This is a genomic window from Sellimonas catena, from assembly GCF_027924685.1.
Taxonomy (GTDB): domain Bacteria; phylum Bacillota; class Clostridia; order Lachnospirales; family Lachnospiraceae; genus Sellimonas; species Sellimonas catena.
The window spans coordinates 1-22,775 of sequence record NZ_BSBO01000031.1 but is presented as its reverse complement, the minus strand read 5'-3'; the positions used below and the strand labels follow the sequence as shown (position 1 = coordinate 22,775).

Sequence of the window (22,775 nt, the reverse complement as noted above, 5' to 3'; positions counted from 1 at the left end):
TCTGTCTATTCTGCTTCCCTTTTTACTTACGCATTTTTCAGTGTATTATCAGTAGTTTCCGCCTTTTTCTTCATCACGAGCAGCATCACAACCGCAAGGGCCGCTGCCACAACCATGCCTGCCGCCACTGCAGTACCGCTCTCTGCCCAGCTTGCTTCCCAGTCAATGAGGGAAGTGCCGCTCTCTGCCAGCATTTCCGCTCCGATCGCCGCCGCAAATGCCACCAGCGCGCCGATCACTACTTTTGCATTGATTGCTCCCAGAGCTGTTTCCTCTGTCCTCGGCTGCATGCCAAGAAGCGGCTCGATTTTCCCATAAAGTCTTGGCACAAGGAATATCGTCGGAAGCAGGCAGAACAGGATTCCGGAAAACAGGATATCATTTAAGCATGCAAAACCTTCTGTCGCAAATACACTTTCCGGGAGTCCCGGTACCGCCTCAAAATCCGTTACCGCAAACTGAACCTTCAAAATGTCCACAATCGTTCCCAAAAGCTGCTGTAAAATCACACCCGTCATCGATGCAATCCCTACCATCGTCCGGTTTTTCGGATTTCTCACAAGTCTTCCCGCAATATATACACCGATTGTGACTGTAATAAACTTTTCCAACTCTCCAAGCCCGCCAAACTGTCCCAGCATGATCTCACTGAATACCAGTTCTCCGGTAGCCGCTCCGAGTGCAGCTGACATCGGATCAAACAGAATCGCAAGAACCAGCGGAATAAACAGAAAATATTCTACGGAAAATTCCACAATTCCCACCTGAAATTTCGGAATCAGTTCTGTAAATAACGTAGCCAGACCGTAAAGTGACATCGTAAGAACAAAAATCATAAGTTTCTGCGACTGTGTCGCTGTCTGTTGTTTCGTAACCATTCTCTTTTCCTCCTGAAAACTTTCACGCTTTTTACATTAAAAATCATAACAATCCGAAGTAAAGTTTTCTTTCATTCTTTAGTTAAATGTAAGTAAATTTTCTTTCACTTGGTTTATGAAAGTTTATTTTCTCTTGTCTTCGAAAGCGATATCGAAGAACACTTTCTTTTTATTTCCCTTTTCGTCAGAACTTGTCATGTTTTTCACGTTATTAATAGAACTTTTACAATTTGAAAAGAAGTTTTTTCACTTTTCCCGTCCCATCCATGATATGATAGATCTAACTTATCAATTTTCAACTAAAAGGAGGTAGTGTAAAATGAAAGGCTATGCAATGCTGAAAATCGGTGAATCCGGCTGGATTGAGAAAGACCGCCCTGAGTGCGGGCCGCTTGATGCGATCTGTAAACCACTTGCTGTCGCAATCTGCACATCTGATGTTCATACGCTGTGGGAAGGTGCCATCGGAGAACGCCACAACATGATTCTTGGCCACGAATGCTGTGCTGAAGTTGTAGAAGTCGGCTCTCTTGTCAAAGATTTCAAACCAGGTGACCGTGTTCTGGTTCCGGCCATCACTCCGGACTGGAACTCTCTCGAAGCACAGGCAGGATATTCCATGCACTCCGGCGGAATGCTGGCAGGATGGAAATTCTCCAACTTCAAAGACGGTGTCTTCTCTGAATTCTTCCATGTCAATGACGCAGATGGAAACCTTGCGCTTCTGCCGTCCAACATCGATCCGGTAGACGCATGTATGCTCTCCGACATGGTTCCGACCGGATTCCACGGCGTAGAACTTGCCGACGTTCAGTTCGGTGACACCGTTCTCGTTATCGGAATCGGCCCGGTAGGACTGATGTCCGTTGCCGGCGCCAATATGCGCGGTGCATCCCGCATTATTGCAGTCGGCACAAGACCTGTCTGCGTAGAGGCGGCCAGAGGATACGGCGCTGTTGATTTTATCAGTTACAAAGACGGAAGCATCGAAGACCAGGTTCTTGCCATGACAGACGGAAAAGGCGTGGACAAGGTCATTGTCGCAGGAGGCGGCTGTGAAACGTTTGAATCTGCTGTCAAAGCATTAAAACCAGGCGGAAAGATCGGTAATGTCAACTATCTTGGAAGCGGCACCTATGTCAATATCCCGCGCGCTGAATGGGGTGTCGGCATGGGACACAAACAGATCAACGGCGGTCTCATGCCAGGGGGACGTCTCCGCATGGAAAAGCTCGGTGCACTCGTTTCCGCAGGCAAGCTGGACGTACATCCGCTCGTATCCCATGTATTTGACGGATGGGAACATCTGGAAGAGGCACTCTTCCTTATGAGAGACAAGCCAAAGGATCTGATCAAACCAGTCGTTAAAATTGAAGACTAACCAGAAAATCGGAGGATATTATGAAGATACTTGTCGTTTCCGGCTTTCTCGGCGCCGGAAAAACTACGTTTATTAAAGAAATGGCCCAGAAGACAAAGCGAGATTTTGTCGTCATGGAAAATGAATACGGAGAGGTGGGTATCGACAAGACACTTTTAGATAAGGAGAAGGATATCAACATCTGGGAACTGACGGAAGGTTGTATCTGCTGTTCCATGAAATCGGACTTTGCCTCCTCCATCCTGACCATCGCCAACACCCTCGATCCGGAATATCTCATTGTAGAGCCGACCGGTGTGGGCGTACTGTCCAATGTCATTCATAATATCCGGCAGATCGAATACGAACGGATTTCCCTTTTAAGCCCCGTTACCATCGTGGACGCCAACTGCTTTGACCACTATATGCGGGACTACCGGGATATCTTTGAAGATCAGTTAAAGGCAGCCGGGACCATCGTCATTTCCAAACGTAACTTCGATACACCGGAAGAGATGGATACTCTGGTTTCCAAAATCCGGGATGTCAATCCTGACGCCCGGATCCAGGCAGAGCATTACAGCCATATGGAGTTGTCCTGGTGGAACACCTTGTTGCATACGGATCTGAGCGGAAACCCCATAGCACCCGAAACAATGGAGACTCCAAATCTGCTCTCCCTTGGCCTTACAGATATTTCGCTTCCCGGTCCCAATCATCTGATCTGGTTTCTGGAACAGCTGATCCACGGTGCTTACGGGACGATCTGCCGAGCCAAAGGATTTGTTGATGCCGGCGGCTGTCTCTTCCGCTTTGATGTGGTGGACGACCGTTACACCATCACCGGATTTGACGAAGCCGAACAGCCAAAGAGCATTTTCATCGGTCCGAAAATCAAACGCCGGGAACTGCGCAAACTACTGATCAAAGAATTGCGAGAATCTTCTTAATTTCATGTGAGGCCTTCCGGATCAGCATTGCAAAGTCCGGAGGGCCTTTCTGCCCTTTCTGTGACTTCATCACGGAACTCTCCATTTAAATCTGAGATAATAATGCCAGAAAAAGCAAAGGAGGATTCCACCATGAAATTTCATCTTGACGAACGGTTAATTGAGCATATGAAAAAATCCAATCATAAAAATATCCTGATTACCCCAATGATGTGCCACACATGAGGCGGCTCCCGTCTGGATATATCGGCAAGGTTTGTCGATTCGGAAGAAACAGCCGTCCTGAAACGTGAGCATTTCTTAAGTTTCCCTCACGAATTCGGGGAAATTCTGATCCGCCGGATCCCGCAGCGTGTGGAAGAAACCGTAACCCTTGGACTCTCCCGGTTTTTCCGGCAGATCACCGTACAGGGCATTTACTCCGCATAAAACACCTGTATGCTGCAGTACGAATATTCTGCAACTGGCAGCATCAGATAAGGCGCCGGAACAGAGACTGAACTCTGCGCCGACGCCTTATTGTCTTTAATCTGTGTACAAACCAATCAGTTTTTCCTGATATCCTGCCTTTTTTTCTTCTCTCATTCGTTCCACTGCCGGAAGCAGCCGTGGTTCCGTAATTTTCTCCAGCATTTTCATTCTCCTTTCGGAGATCGTTTCTTTCGACATCGCCTGCTCATAATCCTGACGTGTCATATGCCAGAAAATGAAATCTCCCCGGTAATACTGTTTCAGTTTTTGTGCAATTAAAAGCCCCTCCGGGTCAAAGTCTCCGGCATAGTAAATCCTGACTCCGCTCCCTGCAAGCAGATCCAGCAGAAGAAGAGAACTGAGTCTTGGCTGTCCGTTCATACACATACAGGATCGTTTTCCTTTCCATTTCCCGCAAAGGACAGAAAATACCGATGGATTCTCCACAAGAAATAATTCATGCTCCCTGCATTCCACCCGTCCCCACTTTGCTATAGAAGCAAGTGAAACCTGCACGGCCTCCTCTTCTTCTAAATATCCGCATATTCCCTGATGCAGTTTTCCATTCTCTTTCCACGCACGAATTCCAAAAACAGTAGTGTAATTCGATACATCATCTTTTAAGATTCCTGCCTGAAGATACAGTTTCTGCGTGTGAAGTGCCGGAAAGATGTTATGATTCGGCTGACAGGACTCTTCCTTGTTGTTTTGTCCATTCTGATTCTGCCTGGCAAACCAGTTCAAAATGAGTGTAAGAAGCGCACTGTCCTGTTCTCCCCGGTCAAATGCGTGCGGATTTCCTGTTACCTTTGCCGCAAATACAGCCTGATATTCCACGTTTCCTTTCCAGTATGGGAGCGCATTGATCATCCGGACAACCATGGAAACCTGTTTTCGGATCTCATGTTCACTGCTTTTTGACTCGCCACAGCGTTTTTTCAAATAGCGGTATATCTCCTTCACACAGGCAGAAACATCAGAACTGACGCCTTTTTCCAACACATCCTCAAGATTCTTAATCCAGCCGGCCGCAGGTGTTCCTTCCGCTTCTTTCCCTGCCTGTTTCAGGATCCTTTTCCACATCTGTTCATATAATCTTTTTTCTTCGCTTTTTGCCTCCGGCTTTTTATCGAAATAGATTTCCAGAACTTTCTCCGGTGAAATTTCACTAAACCGGCTGTTTTCCCAGGCATTTCTGAATTTTGCCGCAGAGACAGAAACACTCTTTTTTCCATGAAAATTTTTTCCAAAAAATCCTTCCAGTTCCTCTCTCTCATCTTCTGTCAGATTCCGTAATTCTACTGTACCTGTAAACATCCCGTATGATTCATATTTCTTCCAGAATCCTTTCAGCAGTCTGGCAAATACTTCCTGTCCTTTCAGATAGGTTAGGCATTCTTTTTCAAGCTCTGGCAGCCCGCTTTTCCATCTCATTTTCATCTTCCATTAATTCCTTTGTCTTTCCGTTCCAAAGATACGGCATTACTGTCACAAACTTTGCGTTTTCCGGACGGATCAGCTGATAAATCGCAAGAGCGTCCAGTGTGTCGCAGTCTCCCCAAAGTACCTGTGAATTAATCAAAAAATCAAACCGGAATTCCGTCATCAGCCGGAACATATCTCTGATATTTCTGTTATCCACACCTGCAAATGCTTCATCGAGAGAAATCAGCCTTGGAGCGTCTTCCCTTCCGCCTTCATATTTTGCTACTACAGCCGAAAACAGAGGCACATACATTGCCATCGCCTTTTCACCGCCGCTGAACGTACCAAACATACTGTTCGTCAGCTCTTTGACCTTTTCGCCGCCTTTTTGGAAAAACAGCTGGAATTCAAACCATTTCCGGTAATCCAGCGTCTCCTTCATTACCTGATAGAACGAAACCATTCCGCCACTGTCTCTTGCATTTTTCCGCGCTTCCTCTACTTTTGAACGGAAGTGCATGGAAAGGCGTTCTGCCTCCTCTTCCCGCATCAGCCGGTAGTCTTTTTTCAAAAGATCGACCAGTTCTTTCGTATCCAGCTGTCCCTCTGTTTCCGCCGTCCGGCTTCTCCAGCGAAGACTGAGTTTAAGTCCACTTGACGTATTCATCGCTCCCATGAGCTGATTCATGTTTTCCACCCAGGAAATAGAACTGTTAATTTTTCCGCGGATTTTCCGGCTCACCGTATTTGCCAGAATATCTTCAAAAAGCTCTCTGTCTCCTTCCCGGATCAATTCTGTCAGATCTTGAATTTCCTCCTCCAGATATCCGAGCAGTTTTCCAAACGGAATGACGGATCCCTGATATCTTGCCGTCATATCAATTCTCTTCGGAGATGGCAGTCCTTCTCTGATCTCCCCGTCTCCAAACAGTTCTTTCTGCATCGGCTGATAGTCATTTAAGACGCCCCGGTTTTCAAAATAAACCTGATTCAAATCCTGAATAATACTGTTTCGATCCATTTTTTGACATTCTACGCTCAATGCTCTTCTGACTTCTTCCGGTTTTTCCTCAAATTCTGGCGAAAATCCTGCATATTCAAGAGCCAGTTCCTCCCGGAAGCAACGCTTCAAATATTCCTCTTTGTCCTCCAATTCCAGTTTTTTGTCCTTCAATTTCTCTATCTGCTCCCGGATTCCCCGAATCTGTTCTTCTTTCTGCGCCTTTTCTTCCACACACTCCTGCAGTCTCTTCGGATAAGCATTCAGCCATTCAATGCAGGTATCCAGACGTTTTTTGATTTTCTCATAATCTGTCAACTTCAACTGCTCTCTGACCGAATCGTATTCCACCTTATCTTTATTCATCTGTCTTTCTAAGATCCCGATGTCATACCGGATCTGATCCATGTCAAAATCCAGCCCTTCCAGCTGTTCCTCCAGTTCTTTTTGGTAACGGATCATCTGGATATATACTTCATGGCCGGCTTTTAATTGATAGAACGCTTTTTCATATGTTCTGGAAGCTCCATCCGCCTTCTGAAAGATATCAAGCCGGCATGACAGATACAGTTTATCCGCAATCTCTCCGGCTTTTGTTTTCAATTCTCTCAGTTCTGCGGCTGCTGTTCCAATCTCGCCTTCCAGTCTTCTGCCCTCTTCCCGCAGTTTCTGCTCCCTTTCTTCTGCCTCTGTAAGCATTTTCCAGGCAGTCCTAAGATCCTGATCTCCCGGAAGTGCCTGATATTCACTTTCCAGAATCTCCATTCTTTTACTCAAAACCCCGGTTTCTTGTTCCAGACAGGTCATCTCTTCCTCTAGCACATTCATATATTCTCCGCACAGCCGGATTTTTTCCTGACGGTTTCTCTCTCTGGCCTGTGTTCCGAGAAATCCCGCTTCATAATTCCCTGTCACAGTTCCCGTCAGCACACCAATCTGGTAAATTCCTTCTTTCGTTACGATCGTACTTTCCTGCATATCTTCTCCATAAGCAATTCGTCCCAGAATATTCGTGATTGTCTGATTAAAGAAAAGATTATTCACCGTATCGTTTAAATCCAGCACGGAGAGCAGACTGTTCTCAACATGCCCGTTCTGTACAAACAGATACCTGTCACATCCTGTTGTATCCAGATGCAGCACCTGATCCTTATATGATTCATCAATCACAAGTGCATCCAGAATCCCCATATAAGCCAACGCTTCTTCCAGCCGGTCACATTCTTCTTTACTCAGGTTCTGCCCAAATTCAATGACTTTATAAAATTCCTGGTATGGGATCTGCTTTTCCCGAAGCACCCGGCGGTTTTCCAGAACCTCTTCGCTCCTGTCCGGTTCCGGCTCTTTCCTGTTCTGCCAGTCAGCGAGTTCTTTTTTTGTCTTTTCGTACTCCTGTGTCAGATCCTGAATTCTCACTTTTCGTTCCCGGCTCTGCCGGTCAAGTTCATCTCTTTTTCTCATCCAGATATCTGCCGCCTGCGTCCGAACTTCTGCAAAATCCGAATGATCGCCATAATGCTCTGCGAATCCGGACATCCCTTTTAACGTATCCGATGGAATGTGCAGTTCCTCATTGCTGCCTGCCCATCTGTACAACATCTCTTTCCATTCGTTTTGTGCCTGAATCAGCAGATTCTCCTGCTCCTGCACCTTCCTTGCTGACAAATCTTCTTCCCTCTGGTGCCGTTCCCTCTGCAGACGCAGTTCCTCCAGACGGCGCTCTTTTCCATCTGCCGCCTGTAAAATTTTCAGGCCTTCTCCAATACGTTCCTGTACAATTTCCATCTGGTTTTGATGACTTTCAAATCCATATGGTTCTTCTATATTATGCAATAATTCATCTGCGAAAAAGGTATGCTCCTCAAAAGCCATGTCCCCGGCATCCTCATCCATCTCTTCTAAAAGATGCCCAATCTCACTTCTCTTTTCAAATGCCTTATCTTCTTCCTGCTTCTTTTTCTTCTCTGTCTCAATATATGTGTCCTGCTTGTCCGCAAGCTGCCCTTTCTTTTTTTGAAGCTGAATTTCCTGATCAGAAATCCTCTTTCCCAATTCCACTTCCCGTTCTTTTAAACCGACAGCGTCACTTTTCTTCAGAGAATCTCTTTCTTTTTCCATCGTCTCCCGTCCGGCATCCAGCTTTTCTTGTTCAGCGATGAGTTCCTGCACCCGTTCCTGATGTTTCTGAAGCAGCTGCTCATCTTCTTCCTGCTCTCTTTTTGTGTCATTGAGCCGTTTCTTTGCTTCGCAGTAATTCTGGACTTTCTCATAAAGTACCAGTCGATTATACTTCTCAAATACCCTGTTGATCTTTTCCGCAGCCTGTTTCCCTTCCCGGCGCGCTTTCAGATTCATGTTCATGGTGTCCATATTTTCAATTGCTTCCGACATCGGCAGAAGATCTTCGTCTGACAACGGCTGCAGGGAATCGCTCAAAATTTCATTGATAATTGACGGTTTAAAATCTTTTGACAGTTTCGGCGTACGCAGCTGAATCAAGAGATCGATCATCTCTTTGTATTCTTCCACATTCTCAAAGCCAAAAATCTGACGATTGACATATTCCATATACTCTGCCTGCCGTTCTATAACCCGGCCCCCGTCTCCAATCCGGTTTTCCAGTTCTCTTTTGGAAAGAGTGATCTTCTCATCCAGCTCTTTATAAAGCCAGAAATCCTTTCCGATTCTTCTTCCGTCTGTGATGGCAAAATACCATTTATCCAGCGGCTTTCCTTTTCTGGCACGAATCCCCATCCCGATCGTCAGATAGTTCTCGCTGTCACATCGTTTAAACTCCAGATAGAGGTATCCTGTCCTCTCTTCTCTCTCATCTCCGTCTTCCAGAAGGTAACTGCTCATCTTACGATCTCTCGATCCAAAAGGATCCAGACGTTCCGGATTCATATTTCCGTCCAGAAGAAGAGGAATCACACTCTGCATTGTTACTGACTTCCCCGAACCATTGGAACCCCTGAGAAGCATTCTCCCTTTCGCAAAAGAAAACTCCTGCTCATCATAGTACCAGAAATTGATCAAACCGATCTTGTTCGCCTGCCATCTACTGTTCATCTCTATCTCCTCCTGCGTAATCTGCCGGGTATCTTCCCTGTATTTTTCCTGCTGCCGGATAGATGCCAACCATGTGATCCTTCTCCATTACCCGGATAAAACTCCAGATCCGCATTTCTTCCATCATGGTTTCTACATATTCTCCTTCCTGCATTTCCCGAAACTGCTTGGTAAATCCATTTCCATACGTTCTCTTCACTTCTTTTAGAAGTCTCTCAAATTCCATCTGATCTACCAGGATCATCTCATCTGTCTCTGCTTTCCAGATTCCTTCTTCAACTTTCCGCCTTACTTCCCGGCACACAAGCAGAATCATGTCTGATACTGCATTATTTCCCGGAAATTGTATTCCAAGCCTGCTTCCTTCCTGCGGAAGGGCATAAGCGCTGCCTCTGTGAATATGCAGATCACAGTCCAGATGTTCATTCAAATCTTCTGCCAGACGTCTTCCATAATATTTCAGATATTCGAAATCCTCCGCTGTTCCCTCGCTTCTGTACATTCCGGGTGAAAACAAAAGACGCTTATAGACACGGTGTCTCCTGGCAATTCCCCGGTCTTCATCCACGCCAAACCACTCGCTTTCCAAAAAATCCTCCGGTTCAGAATAAGACATAATATCTGTAGAGAAATTTTTCATAAAATACCTGGACGCTCCTGTATTTTCATAAAGGACCTGCCCATTTTGATCTTCCATAAAATTTTCATCATTCCCGTCTGTTACCTGAATAATCCCCTGCGTCTTTGCATAACGCATCACCTTCACCAGCCTCCGCCTGTGCGTGTAGATTGTCCAATCCACCTTTTCTGCCGGCATATTAGCGGAAATATAATCCGTCAGCATAGAAATCGTAAACTGATATTCTGTATCTTTATCCTCCAGAAACATCAACAGTACACAAAGAAAGGCATATTCCTCTCTGGATGTAAACTCGCGGATTCCCATCCATTCTTCCGGTACTGCCGGAATCTTTTCCATTTTGATCAGCAGCGAATTGGCAATGATCTGGCAGCCCATTTTTTCTGTCGCAAACTTCCGTATTTCACCGGCCGCATCTCTCAATCTGTAATATAATTCTTTTTCTTCTGACTTTAATACCCATCTTCTGTTCATTAAAATTTCAAGTTCTTCTCTCATTCTTCATCCTCTTGAAATACAATACTGATTTTTGGCATTGTAAAATTTCCATCTTCACAGTGAACCACGCACTTCTCCGACGCACGTGTCATATCGAGCACAAACTTTCTTCCGTCATCGGTGCGGGCGGAATACTCTGCATCTTCCATTGCATCTGACAGCCACCGAAGCAGAATCTCTCGGACCCTTGGTTCGATCACAGGCAGATTGGAAAACTCGATTCTCCCGTTTTGTATTAGTTTTTCTGCCTTTTCACGGTCATCTTTGATCTGTTTTAGCATCTGCTCACGTACTCTGGCTTTCTCTGCCCCATGATCACGAAGACCGCTTCTCGTGCTCTTTTCCCTATATGCACGGATTCTTGGTTTCAGCACAATTTCCTCCGGTGTTTCCTCATACACGGTCGTATTCATGCTGTCTGTCTCACGTTCTTTTTTTACATTCAAATGGAATGGTTTCTCCAATCCGAAAATCATTGCCGCCATCTTATGCGCCTGTCGCACGTCCTCACAGGCCATAAAGATAGATGCCGCCTTTTTATATTCTTCCTTGCGGTTTGCTCCAAGAGCATTCCTCTCACTGATCTGTGCCGCGTACCGTGTGATCTTTCGAATAATTTCGTTCGTAGCATCAAACAGTTTTCCCGCCTCATTCTCCTGACCATTCTCCGGAACAAACCAGTCATAGATACTTTGAAATCTGCCGTAAATATTATCAGCAATCAACGTCTCTGACATTTCCACATCCATTCTTGGTATTGACATCGAATACTGTACTACCTTATTCAAGACAGTCTCTTTCGTTTCTTCCGGAAGTCCCCGGATTTCTTCCTCAATGATTCCCACATTTCTCTGCAGTCCTTTGATAAAATTCCGCAGATATTCAATCAACCGGTCTTTGAATCCAAGAAATGCCCGTGTCCTCATCATCTCTTCCGCTCTTACGCTGTTCAGGTCCCGGATATAATCCTGGTAATTCTGATTCAGCCGGATGAAATCATTATTGAGATCTGTCCACCACGTGTAAACTGCATCTAATGGTTCCGATACCATCTGCGGAAATCTCCCTACATTGATCCGGATCCGTTCCAAAAGCGTCGGTTCCAATGATGCTCCCTCAATAAACAAATTTTCCAGTCTGAGAACCAGTCTCTCAATCTCCACACTGTATTCTGACATCTGATACCGGAACCTGCGGTTACTGAACTCCTCCAACGATGTGACTTTCCGCGTATCCTGATCCGCAGTCAGATTTTTCCAGGCAGTCAACGCATTTAAATCCTGCTGACACTGCTCCATCTTATAATCAGCAAAATATGGATCCTGTTTTAATTCGTCATAAACTTCCTCCTGATACATCCAATATTTTAACTTTTCATAATTATCAAAAAAAATACGCATAATGCACCGATACCGGTCCACATTATCCGCATTTAAATATTTTACTTCTGTTAACGGCTTCGTAAGTTTATCTGTCACGTACATTTCCAGCGTCCTCCTAAAACAGACTCTGGAATTATTATAAACTGTCATCTACAGATTCACAAGGAAAAGAAAAAATATCCTACACAGCGCTATTCCATCCATTTCTGAATCAGCCTGATTTTCTCCTGATATTCGTTCAGCTCCCGGATTGCTTTTTCTACTTCTTGCTTTCCAAGGAGAATTTCGGCGTCATCTGCTACTTCAATCCCAAGTGCACGTTTTATATTGTATGCAAGCCATCCAAGCATTCCAGAACATCCTCCGGCAGATACCTCTCCCATTTATACATTGGCATCATTTCTTCTGTATCCTTTATTTGCCATGCATTCTCTGCAAGCTTATGCATGATCCCAAGTATCTCACCAATTTTCGCACAATGCCTTTCCTGAATTTCAGGCGGAAATACAGAATTTCCCTCCACCCACGGAAATACCATATAAAATTTACCGTCTATGGTGCAGACTTTTTCACCATTCACTTCCAACGCTGTCACTGCCGGAATCTTTTTGCTGAAAAATGCGGCAATCTTTTCCGAACGGATTGTATTTTCAAGCACACCTGGCCGTTTCATAATCTCACTGTTCAAAACTTTTACCGCAAATACACCATCCGCTGTGCATACCCTGTACATTTTATGAAGAAGTCCGCCTGTAATTTCTACAGGTTCCTCAAGCGCTTCACCTATGCCAAGTAAATTTGTGTTCAACTGACTTTTCATAGCTGGTCTCCACTCAAATATCTGTAAATATTAAAATCAAAGAAGTTTTGCAAGTATCTTCTATGTTTATTCCTAAAACTCATACCGTTAATCAACTCAAGACTATGCTCGTAAATTACTATTCGCTCATCCTTTAAGAGCGAATAATTCAGATCTTCTTATAAACACTACTTTTAGTAGCGTACATCTTCTTTATAATTCCTAAATTACATAAAGCCTTTATATATCTTCTGACTTTCCAAAATATCCAATTTACTTTATCCATCAAATGGTAACCACACTGATTACAATTTATCATCCCTGCCTGCCACATCATAAATTGCTTTTTTTAAACAATCATATCCATTTTCGGCAGTCAAATCTATGCAATTTCTCGATTTTAAAAAATCGGGCAATGGTAATTCTCCTTTATCAGTTCGTTCACTTGCAACAGGAATATATCTATCCTGCAATGGTTCATTTCTGATTTGATTTAATATCAAGCCTGATTCATATCCTACACCGCCTGATCTTGAATTTGCTTTTTGAGCATAATCACTATTGCATACGATTATAACAGCGTCAACTTCGCGTAACGACAAAGCCTGTTCCATGAAATAATTCATATCCTGACCAGGATGAAGATCCTTTTTATCATAAATTACATGAATACTATCTTTTTCCAATTTTTCTATTAAAGAAAAAACATTTTTTTGATTCTCTGGTGGATTCCAACTATAGGATATAAATACTGTTGGATTATTCTTTTTCTTTGATGAAAAATATGGTTTCAGGTCTTCTAAATTTGCTTTTTTTATTGTCCAATGCGTTCGGTTCCATTCCCATGTTCCCATATCCAATAAGTTTGTCAATTGTGATAAATCGTCATAGCATATTCTCTCCTCTGTTAATGAATAATCAAGACGTATATTTGTTTGCTGCACTTGGATATTAGTAATGCGTCCAATGAGAGCATCCTGCTTCAGCGGCTTTTCGGCTTTGGCAGTACCGATGCCAGAATACTTCCCAGAAGTGTAGCGGCACCGATCACGGCATTCACCAGTCCCATCGCAGTGTGGCTTCCGCCTTTTCTGGAGAGCATCATTGCCGGAAGGGCCGCATCATAGATGGATGCCACCAGATTAATTGCCGCAAGAAACAGAATCAGTCCAAAGATTCCTTTTTCTGTTCTGAGATATGCGATTCCTTTCCCTGCAGATATAAGCAACGATTCGTTCCCCGGCGCTTCTTCCGTCTCTTCTGGAATTTGAATTCCAAACGCCAATGTCATAAATGCCGCTCCAAATGTAAACAGGTCAAATGCAATCACCGCATCCATTCCTGCGATTCCCAGTACAGCCGTTGCTATAATCGGCGTAAGAATCGAATTCAAAGCATTGGCCAGATACCGCATGCCTCCGACTTTCTGATAATACTTTGGCGGCAGAATTCTCGTCACGGCCACCTCGGATGCCGGCTGCTGTACCGTATTCATCAGTCCGTTGACAATATTGATCAGATAAAGATGTCCTACCTGCAGCGTCTGCTGTTTCATGAGAACCAGCATTACCACGGTGGATACCGCAGCGACCGTATCGCAGACTAACATTGTCGCCTTCTTATTCCAGCGGTCGCTCAACGCCCCGGCAAAAATGCTGAAGATGACATATGGCGCATAAGAGCAGACCATTAATAATGATGTCATCAGAGCCGATTGTTTCTGTGTATAGGACCAGATTACAAGTGCATAACTGGTCATCGCACTTCCCAGCGCGGAGAATGCCTGTGTCCCCCACAGCATGAGAAATGGTTTCATTTCGTGTAATGTTGTTTTATATGTTTTCATAAGACTTTGCTCCTTTTTTCTTTCTTCCCGGCAAAGTCTCTGACTGATCATCTTACTCCATGCAATGTGATCTTACAAGACTTTGAATGGAGATAATGCAATGCATAATCTCATTGTTGCTCCCTCTTTCTACTCTTTCAATCTGTTATTTTCCCATCCATTTACGAATCAGTTCCATCTTCCCAGTGCCCGGTCTCTCTGTTATGCTTTGTGGTTTCATAACTTCCCCCATTCGTAAATTATATTCTCATTATACAGTCCTTCTTCTTTTTTTACAAATACCGAATCAAAAAAAGACCGTATTCCGGTGCTTTTTATACCTGAATACGGTCTAAATAATTTAGAATCTTTATGCAATGGCACCTCATCCATCATGCCAGTCCATGCTCTTCCAGCCACACCATCCATGTATTTTTGCCTTCCCGCATTTTCCGGGATCTCACAGTGAACTCCAGAATCGTAAGTCCTGTAAATACAAGGAACAGAATCAGCAGGAAAATGAGACATCCCCGGATACTCTCGCCGCCGCTTATGGTACTGCGGAACGCCTGCACCGTATAGGTAAACGGCACCCAGTCATGAAGATACGGCACAAATGATCCGGACAGTTCATAAGGGTACGTACCTGCAGAACCGGCCAGCTGGATCACCATGAATATCAGCATCAGGAAACTTCCTACACGGCCCAGCAGACTGGTAAAGAAGTACATCACCGACATAAATGCAAGCGATGCTCCACACGCTACCAGAACGGTCTTTCCAATTTCCACAGGAGTAAAACCATCAAATATATGGAGTGCACCAATCATAACTACCGCCTGTAGAACTGCTGTCAGATAGAGCACAGATGCCTTGCTGATCCACCAGCGGAAGCCGGATTTCATTTTTCCTCCATAACTGGTCAGCGGATACATCAGGCTGAACGCAATGCAGCCGACCCACAGCCCTACAGACATCATATACGGCGCCATTGCATGGCCGTTGTTGGCAACCTCCGTGATCTGTGTCTCTTCTGTATCTACCGGTGCGGCAAACATATCCGTCGCCTCATCTGACGTATTCGTTTCCCGGATCTTCTCCGCACCGCTTCCCAGTTCTTTTGACAACGTATCCGCACCCTCCGAAACCTGATCGATCCCATCGCCCAGTTCGCGACTGCCGTCAGAAAGTTGTTCCGCTCCTTTGCTGATCTGGCCGGCTCCGTCTGTCAACTTTGCCGCCCCCTCCGTCAGTGCTTTACTGTTCAAAGTAAGCTTTCCGGCTCCGGAAACAAGTGTATCCGTTCCGTCTTTCAGCTTCGTACTTCCCTGTGCCAACGCCCCAAGGCCACTGTTCAGTTCCGCAGCTCCTTTCCGGAGCGCTGATGTTCCCTGCTTCTGAAGCTGATCTGCTCCTGAAGCAGCAGCGGAAATTCCTCTCACCAGTACCGGAGCCTGCTCTGCCAGTGCGGACGTCCCGGACTGAAGCTGTCCGATCCCGTTTTTCAGGGAATCCGCACCATTCTGCACAGTGGAAATACCATTCTGAAGTTCCGGGATCTTCGATGCAAGCTGTGTGCTTCCTGCTGCCGCTTCATCAACACCGTATGTATAATCGGAAACACCTGCAGACAATATTTCTGCCTGTTGCTGTACTGCTGCAATCTGTGTCCTCAGTTCTTCCGGTACGCCTTCTGCTCCGGCAAGTGCCGCCAGCGCCTGGCTGATCCCGGCCGCCCCATTACGCAACGACCGGGAACTGGAAGCAGCAGACTGTAGACCGGAGCTAAGAGAATCCGCTCCGTCCTTCAAGTTGGCCGCTCCTTCAGACAGAGCTGTAATCCCGCCTGAAAGCTGTTTTGCTCCGTCATTTAAAGAAGCTGCTCCGTCATTCAGCGCATCTGCCGCATCCGGAAGGGCAGATGCGGCCACATTCAGTTCGGACAGTCCGGCGTTGAGAGCAGTCATATTATCATCCACATCCGCCGCACCGGCTGCCAGATCGGAGCCGCCTTTCTGTGCATCATTTACGCCGCTGTCCAGCGCATTTACACCGTTTTGCAATTCTTCTGCTCCTGCTGCCGCCGCACTGACTCCATCTGTATACTGCTCAAGCCCTACTTCTAATTCCTGACTTCCATCCGCGAATACCAGAGCGCTCTTGGAAAGAATCTGCAGATTGTCAGTAATCGTCCGATTTCCGTCGGCCAACTGATCCGCCCCGTCTTTCAATTCACCAGAACCGTCAGCTGCCTCCTGCATTCCGTCCCCCACTTCCGCAAGTTTATCAAACAGGACTTCTGTATACGTCCTGGTAACCTCTTCCCGTACTGAACTTTCCAGTTCTTTCATCGCCGTCTCGCTCATCTTGGATGCGATATAATTTGTTCCCGGATTCGTTTCATAGGACAACGTCATCTTTTCCGGGTTCGCATCCGTCAGCGATGCGGCATGAGCTGAAAACTCTTCCGGTATGGTAATAACCATATAGTATGTACCATCCTTAAGTCCTTTCTGCGCTTCTTTGTCTGACGGGAACTGAAAGTCAAGAGAATCGTTGTCTTTCAGTTCGTCCATCAATGTGCCGCCAATATCCAGCTTCTGATCTGCATAAGTCACCGGAACGTCATGATTGATGACAGCCACCGGAAGCTTATCAAGATTTCCGTATGGATCCCACATAGATCCAAGGAAAAGTGTCGTATAGATTGTCGGGATCGCGATGACCGCGACTGTAACAATCAGTAAAATCTTATTTTTGAACAGACTGTGCCATTCCTGCCTCAACATCTTTTTTCTCCTCTCTTTTTGCAACATTAATTCTATTAATAGATATTGTGTTGATTTTTCTATCACCATGAATTATAGTAAAATCAGAAAAGAGATACAACCATTAATGTGACGGCTCTCTGTCTGTTAATGGATAAGCAAACGACATAATGTCTATTATTTTAAGAGGAGGATTTATTTCATGCCAAAAACTATGGACCGGCGGATTCGCAAGACAAGAGCCCAGCTCCGTCAGGGGCTGGCCGAACTTCTGAAAGAAAAAAGCTTAAAGGAGATCACCATTAAAGAACTCGTAGAAAAAGTGGACATTAACCGCTCCACCTTCTATTTACACTATACGGATATCTATGACATGATGGAAAAGATTGAAAATGAACTGACCGGGGAGATTGAAGATCTGATCCATACCCATCCGGTCAGCCCTTTCAATGAGGACAGCTTCCCGTTCATCGAAGACATTTTCTCTATCCTTGCGGAAAACCGTGATATTTGTGCCGCCCTCCTGGGACCTAACGGAGACATCTCTTTCCTGCACCGGATTGAGAATATTCTTTCCGAACACAGTCTGAATGCTCTGAAAGAAACATTTCCGGGGAAGATGGATGATCTGACATATTATTATGCCTTTTGTCTTTCCGGCTGCATCGGTCTGGTCAAGACCTGGCTGTCAGAAGAATCCTCCGCAAGCCCCCAGCATATGGCTGAACTTACATTTAAACTCATTATGAATACACTGAGAGGTTTCTATCCGGACTTTTCCGTAAGACATTCCTGATATTTACGAAAAGATAAAGCTTAAAAAGGGATTGCCGTTCGGCAATCCCTTAAATCTTCGCTATATTCGATTACTCGATGATTGTAGCAACACGTCCAGATCCTACTGTACGTCCACCTTCACGGATAGCGAAACGAAGTCCCTGCTCCATAGCTACTGGATGGATCAGTTCAACTGTCATTTCTACGTTATCTCCAGGCATGCACATTTCTGTTCCTTCCGGAAGTTCGCAAACACCTGTTACGTCTGTTGTTCTGAAGTAGAACTGTGGACGGTAGTTGTTGAAGAATGGAGTATGACGTCCACCTTCATCTTTTGTCAGAACGTAAACCTGAGCTGTAAATTTGTGGTGGCATGTTACAGAACCTGGTTTACAAAGAACCTGTCCTCTTTCGATTTCTGTTCTCTGAACACCACGAAGCAGAGCACCGATGTTGTCACCAGCCTGAGCTTCATCAAGAAGTTTACGGAACATTTCAACACCTGTTACAACAACTTTACGTGTTTCTTCATGGATACCAACGATTTCTACTTCATCAGATACGTGAAGTGTACCACGTTCTACTCTACCTGTAGCAACTGTACCACGTCCTGTGATAGAGAATACGTCTTCGACCGGCATAAGGAACGGTTTGTCTGTGTCACGTTCCGGATCCGGAATGTAGCTGTCAACAGCATCCATAAGTTCCATGATCTTGTCTCCCCATTCTCCGCTCGGATCTTCCAGAGCTTTCAGAGCAGATCCTCTGATGATCGGAGTGTCATCTCCCGGGAATTCATACTCGTCAAGGAGTTCACGGATTTCCATTTCTACTAATTCAAGAAGTTCTTCGTCGTCTACCATATCACATTTGTTCATGAATACAACGATGTAAGGTACACCTACCTGACGGGACAGAAGGATGTGCTCTCTTGTCTGAGCCATAACACCATCTGTAGCAGCTACTACAAGGATAGCTCCGTCCATCTGAGCTGCTCCTGTGATCATGTTCTTAACGTAGTCAGCATGACCCGGGCAGTCAACGTGTGCGTAGTGACGTTTCTCTGTTTCGTACTCTACGTGAGCTGTGGAGATTGTGATACCACGTTCTCTTTCTTCTGGTGCTTTATCGATATTTTCGAAATCTACTGCAGCGTTACCAGCAACTCTTTCTGCAAGAGTTTTTGTGATAGCAGCTGTTAAAGTAGTTTTACCATGGTCAACGTGTCCGATTGTACCAATATTACAATGTGGTTTTGTTCTTTCAAATTTAGCCTTTGCCATTTGAATAATCCTCCTTAATTCTACCCTCAAGCAGGGCAATTTTTTTAATTTAAAAGTTTACTCAGCTATATCTGATTATATTTCAAAACTGCTGAATTTTCAAGCCTTTTTAAGCTTTTTTATTGGATAATACCTTTTCCTGTACATTCTTCGGTACCTGCTCATATTTCTCAAAGAACATAGAGTAGTTACCACGTCCCTGTGTTCTGGAACGAAGATCTGTAGAGTATCCGAACATTTCAGAAAGCGGTACATATGCACGTACAATCTTTCCGCCGCCCAGGTCATCCATTCCTTCGATACGTCCACGACGGGAGTTGATGTCACCGATAACATCACCCATATATTCTTCCGGCATTGTTACTTCTACTTTCATGATAGGTTCAAGAAGTACCGGAGCTGATTTTGCCATCGCATCCTTGAATGCAAGGGAACCAGCGATATGGAATGCCATTTCGGAAGAGTCGACTTCATGGTAGGATCCATCGTATACATTTGCGTGGATACCAACAACCGGGAATCCTCCAAGGATACCGGATTTCATAGCTTCTTCGATACCTTCACCTACTGCCGGGATATATTCCTTCGGAATAGCACCGCCGACAACAGTGGATTCGAATTTATATGTTTCTTCACCGTTGACATCCATTGGCTCGAATTTAACTTTACAATGTCCGTACTGTCCACGTCCACCGGACTGTTTAGCGTACTTGCTGTCTACATCAACCGGTTTTGTGAAAGTTTCTTTGTAAGCAACCTGAGGTGCACCTACATTAGCCTCTACCTTGAATTCACGGAGAAGTCTGTCTACGATGATTTCAAGATGGAGCTCACCCATACCGGCGATGATGGTCTGTCCTGTCTCATGGTCTGTATGAGCACGGAATGTCGGGTCTTCTTCTGCAAGTTTTGCAAGAGATTCACCAAGTTTGCCCTGAGAAGCTTTTGTCTTCGGCTCGATAGCAAGCTCGATAACCGGTTCCGGGAATTCCATGGATTCAAGGATTACCGGGTGCTGATCGTCACAGATTGTATCTCCTGTTGTGGAGAATTTGAATCCGATCGCTGCAGCGATATCTCCAGAGTAAACTTTGTCAAGTTCTGCTCTCTTGTTGGCATGCATCTGAAGGATACGTCCAACACGTTCTTTTTTATTCTTTGTCGCGTTCAGGACATAAGAACCGGAGTTCATTGTTCCTGAATATACACGGAAGTAAGCAAGCTTACCTACGAACGGGTCTGTCATGATCTTGAATACGAGAGCGGAGAACGGCTCTTCGTCAGAAGAATGTCTCTCTACTTCGTTTCCGTCTTCATCAACACCCTTGATAGCCGGGATATCTGTCGGAGCCGGCATATACTCAAGGATTGCATCCAGAAGTTTCTGAACACCTTTGTTTCTGTAAGCAGATCCACAGCATACCGGAACAGCTGTACATTCGCATGTCGCTTTTCTCAGTACTCTCTTCAGATCTTCTACTGCCGGTTCTTCACCTTCCAGATATTCCATCATCAGGTCGTCGTCAAGTTCACAGATCTTTTCAACGAGCTCTGTACGATATAATTCCGCATCATCTTTCATTTCTTCCGGAATGTCGCATACAGTGATGTCATCACCTTTTTCATCATTGTAGATGTATGCCTGCATTTCCATCAGGTCGATGATACCTTTGAATTCGTCTTCTTTTCCGATTGGAAGCTGAAGACAGATTGCGTTTTTACCTAATCTTGTTTTGATCTGTTCAACTGCATTGTAGAAATCTGCACCCAGAATGTCCATCTTGTTGATGAAAGCCATACGAGGTACGTTGTAAGTGTCAGCCTGACGCCATACGTTTTCTGACTGAGGCTCTACACCACCTTTGGCACAGAACACACCTACAGCACCGTCAAGTACACGCAGGGAACGCTCTACTTCTACTGTGAAGTCAACGTGTCCCGGAGTATCGATGATGTTGATACGGTGCTCAAGAGCGCCCGGCTTCGGTTTCGTCTTTTCTTCCAGTGTCCAGTGACATGTTGTAGCAGCTGAAGTGATCGTGATACCTCTTTCCTGCTCCTGCTCCATCCAGTCCATGGTAGCAGTACCTTCATGTGTATCACCGATCTTGTAGTTTACACCGGTATAGTAGAGAATACGCTCTGTCAGCGTAGTCTTACCAGCATCGATGTGAGCCATGATACCGATGTTTCTTGTTCTCTCTAATGGATATTCTCTTCCAGCCAAGACTTTTTCCTCCTAAACTAATAAGATCGACTGTTTCCTGCCATATCCGGCAGAACCGTCTCCAGGGAGAATCCTTAGAAACGGTAGTGAGCAAACGCTTTGTTTGCTTCTGCCATCTTGTGCATATCTTCTTTTCTCTTCACAGATGCTCCTGTGTTGTTTGCAGCATCCAGAATTTCGTTGGCCAATCTTTCTTCCATTGTCTTTTCTCCTCTGTTACGGGAGAATGTTGTCAGCCAGCGAAGAGCTAACGCCTGTCTTCTGTCAGCACGTACTTCGATCGGTACCTGGTATGTTGCACCTCCGATACGTCTTGCCTTTACTTCCAGTACAGGCATGATGTTGTTCATTGCCTCTTCGAATACTTCGATCGCCGGTTTGTCAGCTTTCTCGGCAACTCTTTCAAATGCGCCATATACAATCTTCTGTGCTACACCTTTCTTACCATCCAGCATGATGTTGTTGATAAGCTTTGTAACAACTTTGTTATTGTATAATGGATCCGCTAATACGTCTCTTTTCTGAGTATGTCCTTTACGTGGCACGGTCCTTCCCTCCTTAATCATAATTGGATTAAATCATCAGTACTCGCTTCACAGTTTGCGTTCGTGCGGCAGGGACATATCAGTGTATGTCAATCCGCAACCTACTAATTTCATAGTCCTGTGATACGATAACGATTTTGTTACTTTAAACTTTTACTTATTTCTTTGCGTCTTTCGGTCTCTTAGCACCATATTTTGAACGTGCCTGACGTCTCTTTGCAACACCTGCTGTATCAAGTGTTCCGCGGACGATGTGGTATCTTGTACCTGGCAGGTCCTTAACACGGCCTCCACGGATCAGAACAACGCTGTGTTCCTGAAGGTTGTGTCCTTCTCCCGGGATGTAGCTTGTTACTTCGATTCCGTTAGACAGACGAACTCTGGCAATTTTTCTAAGAGCTGAGTTAGGCTTCTTAGGTGTAGCTGTCTTAACTGCTGTACATACACCTCTCTTCTGCGGAGCAGATGCATTGATAGCTCTTTTTCTCAGAGAGTTGTATCCTTTCTGAAGCGCCGGAGCTGTAGATTTCTTTACAGAAACCTCACGTCCTTTTTTTACTAACTGGTTGAATGTTGGCATTCCTTTCACCTCCTACGAATAATTAATAGGTTTGCTTGAAAATTTCTGATTTGCGCACAAAAATATCACGTATTTCCACACGCGCTTAATCATTGTATTACGTCTAAAAGGAAAAGTCAAGGCTTTTTACATTAATTTATCATCATTCCCATGATGTAAAGGTCATGGTAAACTGTCGAGCGACACTTTCTGGTAGCCACAAACAGCATTTTATAATCGCCAACTTTTCCAGAAAAAAAGCACAATCGCATCTCAACGACACGGTCATGCCTCTTTTCCTGCATTCTTTCAGCTCAGT

At 45.0% G+C, this 22,775-nt stretch carries 17 protein-coding genes; 3 read left to right on the top strand and 14 right to left on the bottom strand.

Translation table 11 applies throughout. The features are described 5' to 3' along the window. Positions 1–26: 26 nt before the first annotated feature. Positions 27–878, bottom strand: coding sequence for a DUF8171 family membrane protein (locus Selli1_RS13830; protein WP_138373420.1), 852 nt, complete (start codon positions 876–878; stop codon positions 27–29). 319 nt (positions 879–1,197) lie between these two features. On the opposite strand from Selli1_RS13830, the gene Selli1_RS13825 reads away from it, so the two are divergent. Together Selli1_RS13825 and Selli1_RS13820 are read left to right on the top strand one after the other, a co-directional pair. Then, a complete protein-coding gene (locus tag Selli1_RS13825) occupies positions 1,198–2,259 on the top strand; it encodes an NAD(P)-dependent alcohol dehydrogenase (RefSeq protein WP_118636108.1) in 1,062 nt (353 codons plus the stop codon). 20 nt (positions 2,260–2,279) lie between these two features. Then, positions 2,280–3,188 (top strand): GTP-binding protein, encoded by a 909-nt coding sequence (locus Selli1_RS13820; protein WP_138373419.1) that lies wholly within the window; start codon positions 2,280–2,282, stop codon positions 3,186–3,188. 525 nt (positions 3,189–3,713) lie between these two features. Here Selli1_RS13820 and Selli1_RS13815 read toward each other — a convergent pair. From Selli1_RS13815 to Selli1_RS13775, 9 genes are all read right to left on the bottom strand, one after another. Further along, positions 3,714–5,099, bottom strand: coding sequence for a TIGR02679 domain-containing protein (locus tag Selli1_RS13815; RefSeq protein ID WP_281873482.1), 1,386 nt, complete (start codon positions 5,097–5,099; stop codon positions 3,714–3,716). After that, on the bottom strand, positions 5,062–9,153 hold the full coding sequence (locus Selli1_RS13810; protein WP_281873480.1) for a TIGR02680 family protein: 4,092 nt from the start codon (positions 9,151–9,153) through the stop codon (positions 5,062–5,064). The genes Selli1_RS13815 and Selli1_RS13810 overlap by 38 nt, the downstream gene beginning before the upstream one ends. After that, positions 9,143–10,291: a TIGR02678 family protein gene (locus tag Selli1_RS13805; RefSeq protein ID WP_281873478.1), complete on the bottom strand. Its 1,149-nt coding sequence runs from the start codon at positions 10,289–10,291 to the stop codon at positions 9,143–9,145. The genes Selli1_RS13810 and Selli1_RS13805 overlap by 11 nt, the downstream gene beginning before the upstream one ends. After that, complete coding sequence (locus tag Selli1_RS13800) at positions 10,288–11,775, bottom strand: TIGR02677 family protein (RefSeq protein ID WP_138373386.1); 1,488 nt, start codon at positions 11,773–11,775, stop codon at positions 10,288–10,290. The genes Selli1_RS13805 and Selli1_RS13800 overlap by 4 nt, the downstream gene beginning before the upstream one ends. Before the next feature lie 89 nt (positions 11,776–11,864). Then, the gene (locus tag Selli1_RS13795; protein WP_281873476.1) at positions 11,865–12,023 is read right to left on the bottom strand and encodes a hypothetical protein; all 159 of its coding nucleotides are present in this window, start codon (positions 12,021–12,023) and stop codon (positions 11,865–11,867) included. After that, a complete protein-coding gene (locus tag Selli1_RS13790; RefSeq protein ID WP_281873474.1) occupies positions 11,996–12,493 on the bottom strand; it encodes a protein kinase family protein in 498 nt (165 codons plus the stop codon). The genes Selli1_RS13795 and Selli1_RS13790 overlap by 28 nt, the downstream gene beginning before the upstream one ends. Before the next feature lie 284 nt (positions 12,494–12,777). After that, entirely contained in the window at positions 12,778–13,344 is a 567-nt protein-coding gene (locus tag Selli1_RS13785; RefSeq protein WP_281873473.1) for a toll/interleukin-1 receptor domain-containing protein, read from the bottom strand. Positions 13,345–13,454: 110 nt separating this feature from the next. Beyond that, positions 13,455–14,318, bottom strand: coding sequence for an MFS transporter (locus Selli1_RS13780; RefSeq protein ID WP_281873472.1), 864 nt, complete (start codon positions 14,316–14,318; stop codon positions 13,455–13,457). 371 nt (positions 14,319–14,689) lie between these two features. After that, entirely contained in the window at positions 14,690–17,086 is a 2,397-nt protein-coding gene (locus Selli1_RS13775; protein WP_158099263.1) for a YhgE/Pip domain-containing protein, read from the bottom strand. Between the two features lie 181 nt (positions 17,087–17,267). On the opposite strand from Selli1_RS13775, the gene Selli1_RS13770 reads away from it, so the two are divergent. Beyond that, positions 17,268–17,861 (top strand): TetR/AcrR family transcriptional regulator, encoded by a 594-nt coding sequence (locus Selli1_RS13770; RefSeq protein ID WP_118636115.1) that lies wholly within the window; start codon positions 17,268–17,270, stop codon positions 17,859–17,861. Positions 17,862–17,931: 70 nt separating this feature from the next. Here the strand turns inward: Selli1_RS13770 and tuf are convergent, their stop codons facing one another. The 4 genes from tuf to rpsL form a co-directional block, all read right to left on the bottom strand. Further along, entirely contained in the window at positions 17,932–19,125 is a 1,194-nt protein-coding gene (gene tuf, locus Selli1_RS13765; RefSeq protein ID WP_087253568.1) for an elongation factor Tu, read from the bottom strand. 109 nt (positions 19,126–19,234) lie between these two features. Then, positions 19,235–21,352, bottom strand: coding sequence for an elongation factor G (fusA, locus tag Selli1_RS13760; RefSeq protein WP_087167043.1), 2,118 nt, complete (start codon positions 21,350–21,352; stop codon positions 19,235–19,237). A 74-nt stretch (positions 21,353–21,426) separates the two neighbouring features. Next, entirely contained in the window at positions 21,427–21,897 is a 471-nt protein-coding gene (rpsG, locus tag Selli1_RS13755; RefSeq protein ID WP_207651994.1) for a 30S ribosomal protein S7, read from the bottom strand. Between the two features lie 157 nt (positions 21,898–22,054). Further along, on the bottom strand, positions 22,055–22,477 hold the full coding sequence (gene rpsL / locus Selli1_RS13750) for a 30S ribosomal protein S12 (RefSeq protein ID WP_087167041.1): 423 nt from the start codon (positions 22,475–22,477) through the stop codon (positions 22,055–22,057). Between the last annotated feature and the right edge of the window lie 298 nt (positions 22,478–22,775).

Coding starts and splice junctions, on each gene's coding strand:
- Selli1_RS13775 (WP_158099263.1), bottom strand. CDS start 17,086: ATGTTGAGGCAGGAATGGCACAGTCTGTTCAAAAATAAGATTTTACTG.
- Selli1_RS13790 (WP_281873474.1), bottom strand. CDS start 12,493: ATGAAAAGTCAGTTGAACACAAATTTACTTGGCATAGGTGAAGCGCTT.
- Selli1_RS13805 (WP_281873478.1), bottom strand. CDS start 10,291: ATGAGAGAAGAACTTGAAATTTTAATGAACAGAAGATGGGTATTAAAG.
- Selli1_RS13780 (WP_281873472.1), bottom strand. CDS start 14,318: ATGAAAACATATAAAACAACATTACACGAAATGAAACCATTTCTCATG.
- Selli1_RS13830 (WP_138373420.1), bottom strand. CDS start 878: ATGGTTACGAAACAACAGACAGCGACACAGTCGCAGAAACTTATGATT.
- Selli1_RS13770 (WP_118636115.1), top strand. CDS start 17,268: ATGCCAAAAACTATGGACCGGCGGATTCGCAAGACAAGAGCCCAGCTC.
- rpsL (WP_087167041.1), bottom strand. CDS start 22,477: ATGCCAACATTCAACCAGTTAGTAAAAAAAGGACGTGAGGTTTCTGTA.
- Selli1_RS13820 (WP_138373419.1), top strand. CDS start 2,280: ATGAAGATACTTGTCGTTTCCGGCTTTCTCGGCGCCGGAAAAACTACG.
- Selli1_RS13800 (WP_138373386.1), bottom strand. CDS start 11,775: ATGTACGTGACAGATAAACTTACGAAGCCGTTAACAGAAGTAAAATAT.
- Selli1_RS13795 (WP_281873476.1), bottom strand. CDS start 12,023: ATGCTTGGATGGCTTGCATACAATATAAAACGTGCACTTGGGATTGAA.
- tuf (WP_087253568.1), bottom strand. CDS start 19,125: ATGGCAAAGGCTAAATTTGAAAGAACAAAACCACATTGTAATATTGGT.
- Selli1_RS13815 (WP_281873482.1), bottom strand. CDS start 5,099: ATGAAAATGAGATGGAAAAGCGGGCTGCCAGAGCTTGAAAAAGAATGC.
- Selli1_RS13825 (WP_118636108.1), top strand. CDS start 1,198: ATGAAAGGCTATGCAATGCTGAAAATCGGTGAATCCGGCTGGATTGAG.
- Selli1_RS13810 (WP_281873480.1), bottom strand. CDS start 9,153: ATGAACAGTAGATGGCAGGCGAACAAGATCGGTTTGATCAATTTCTGG.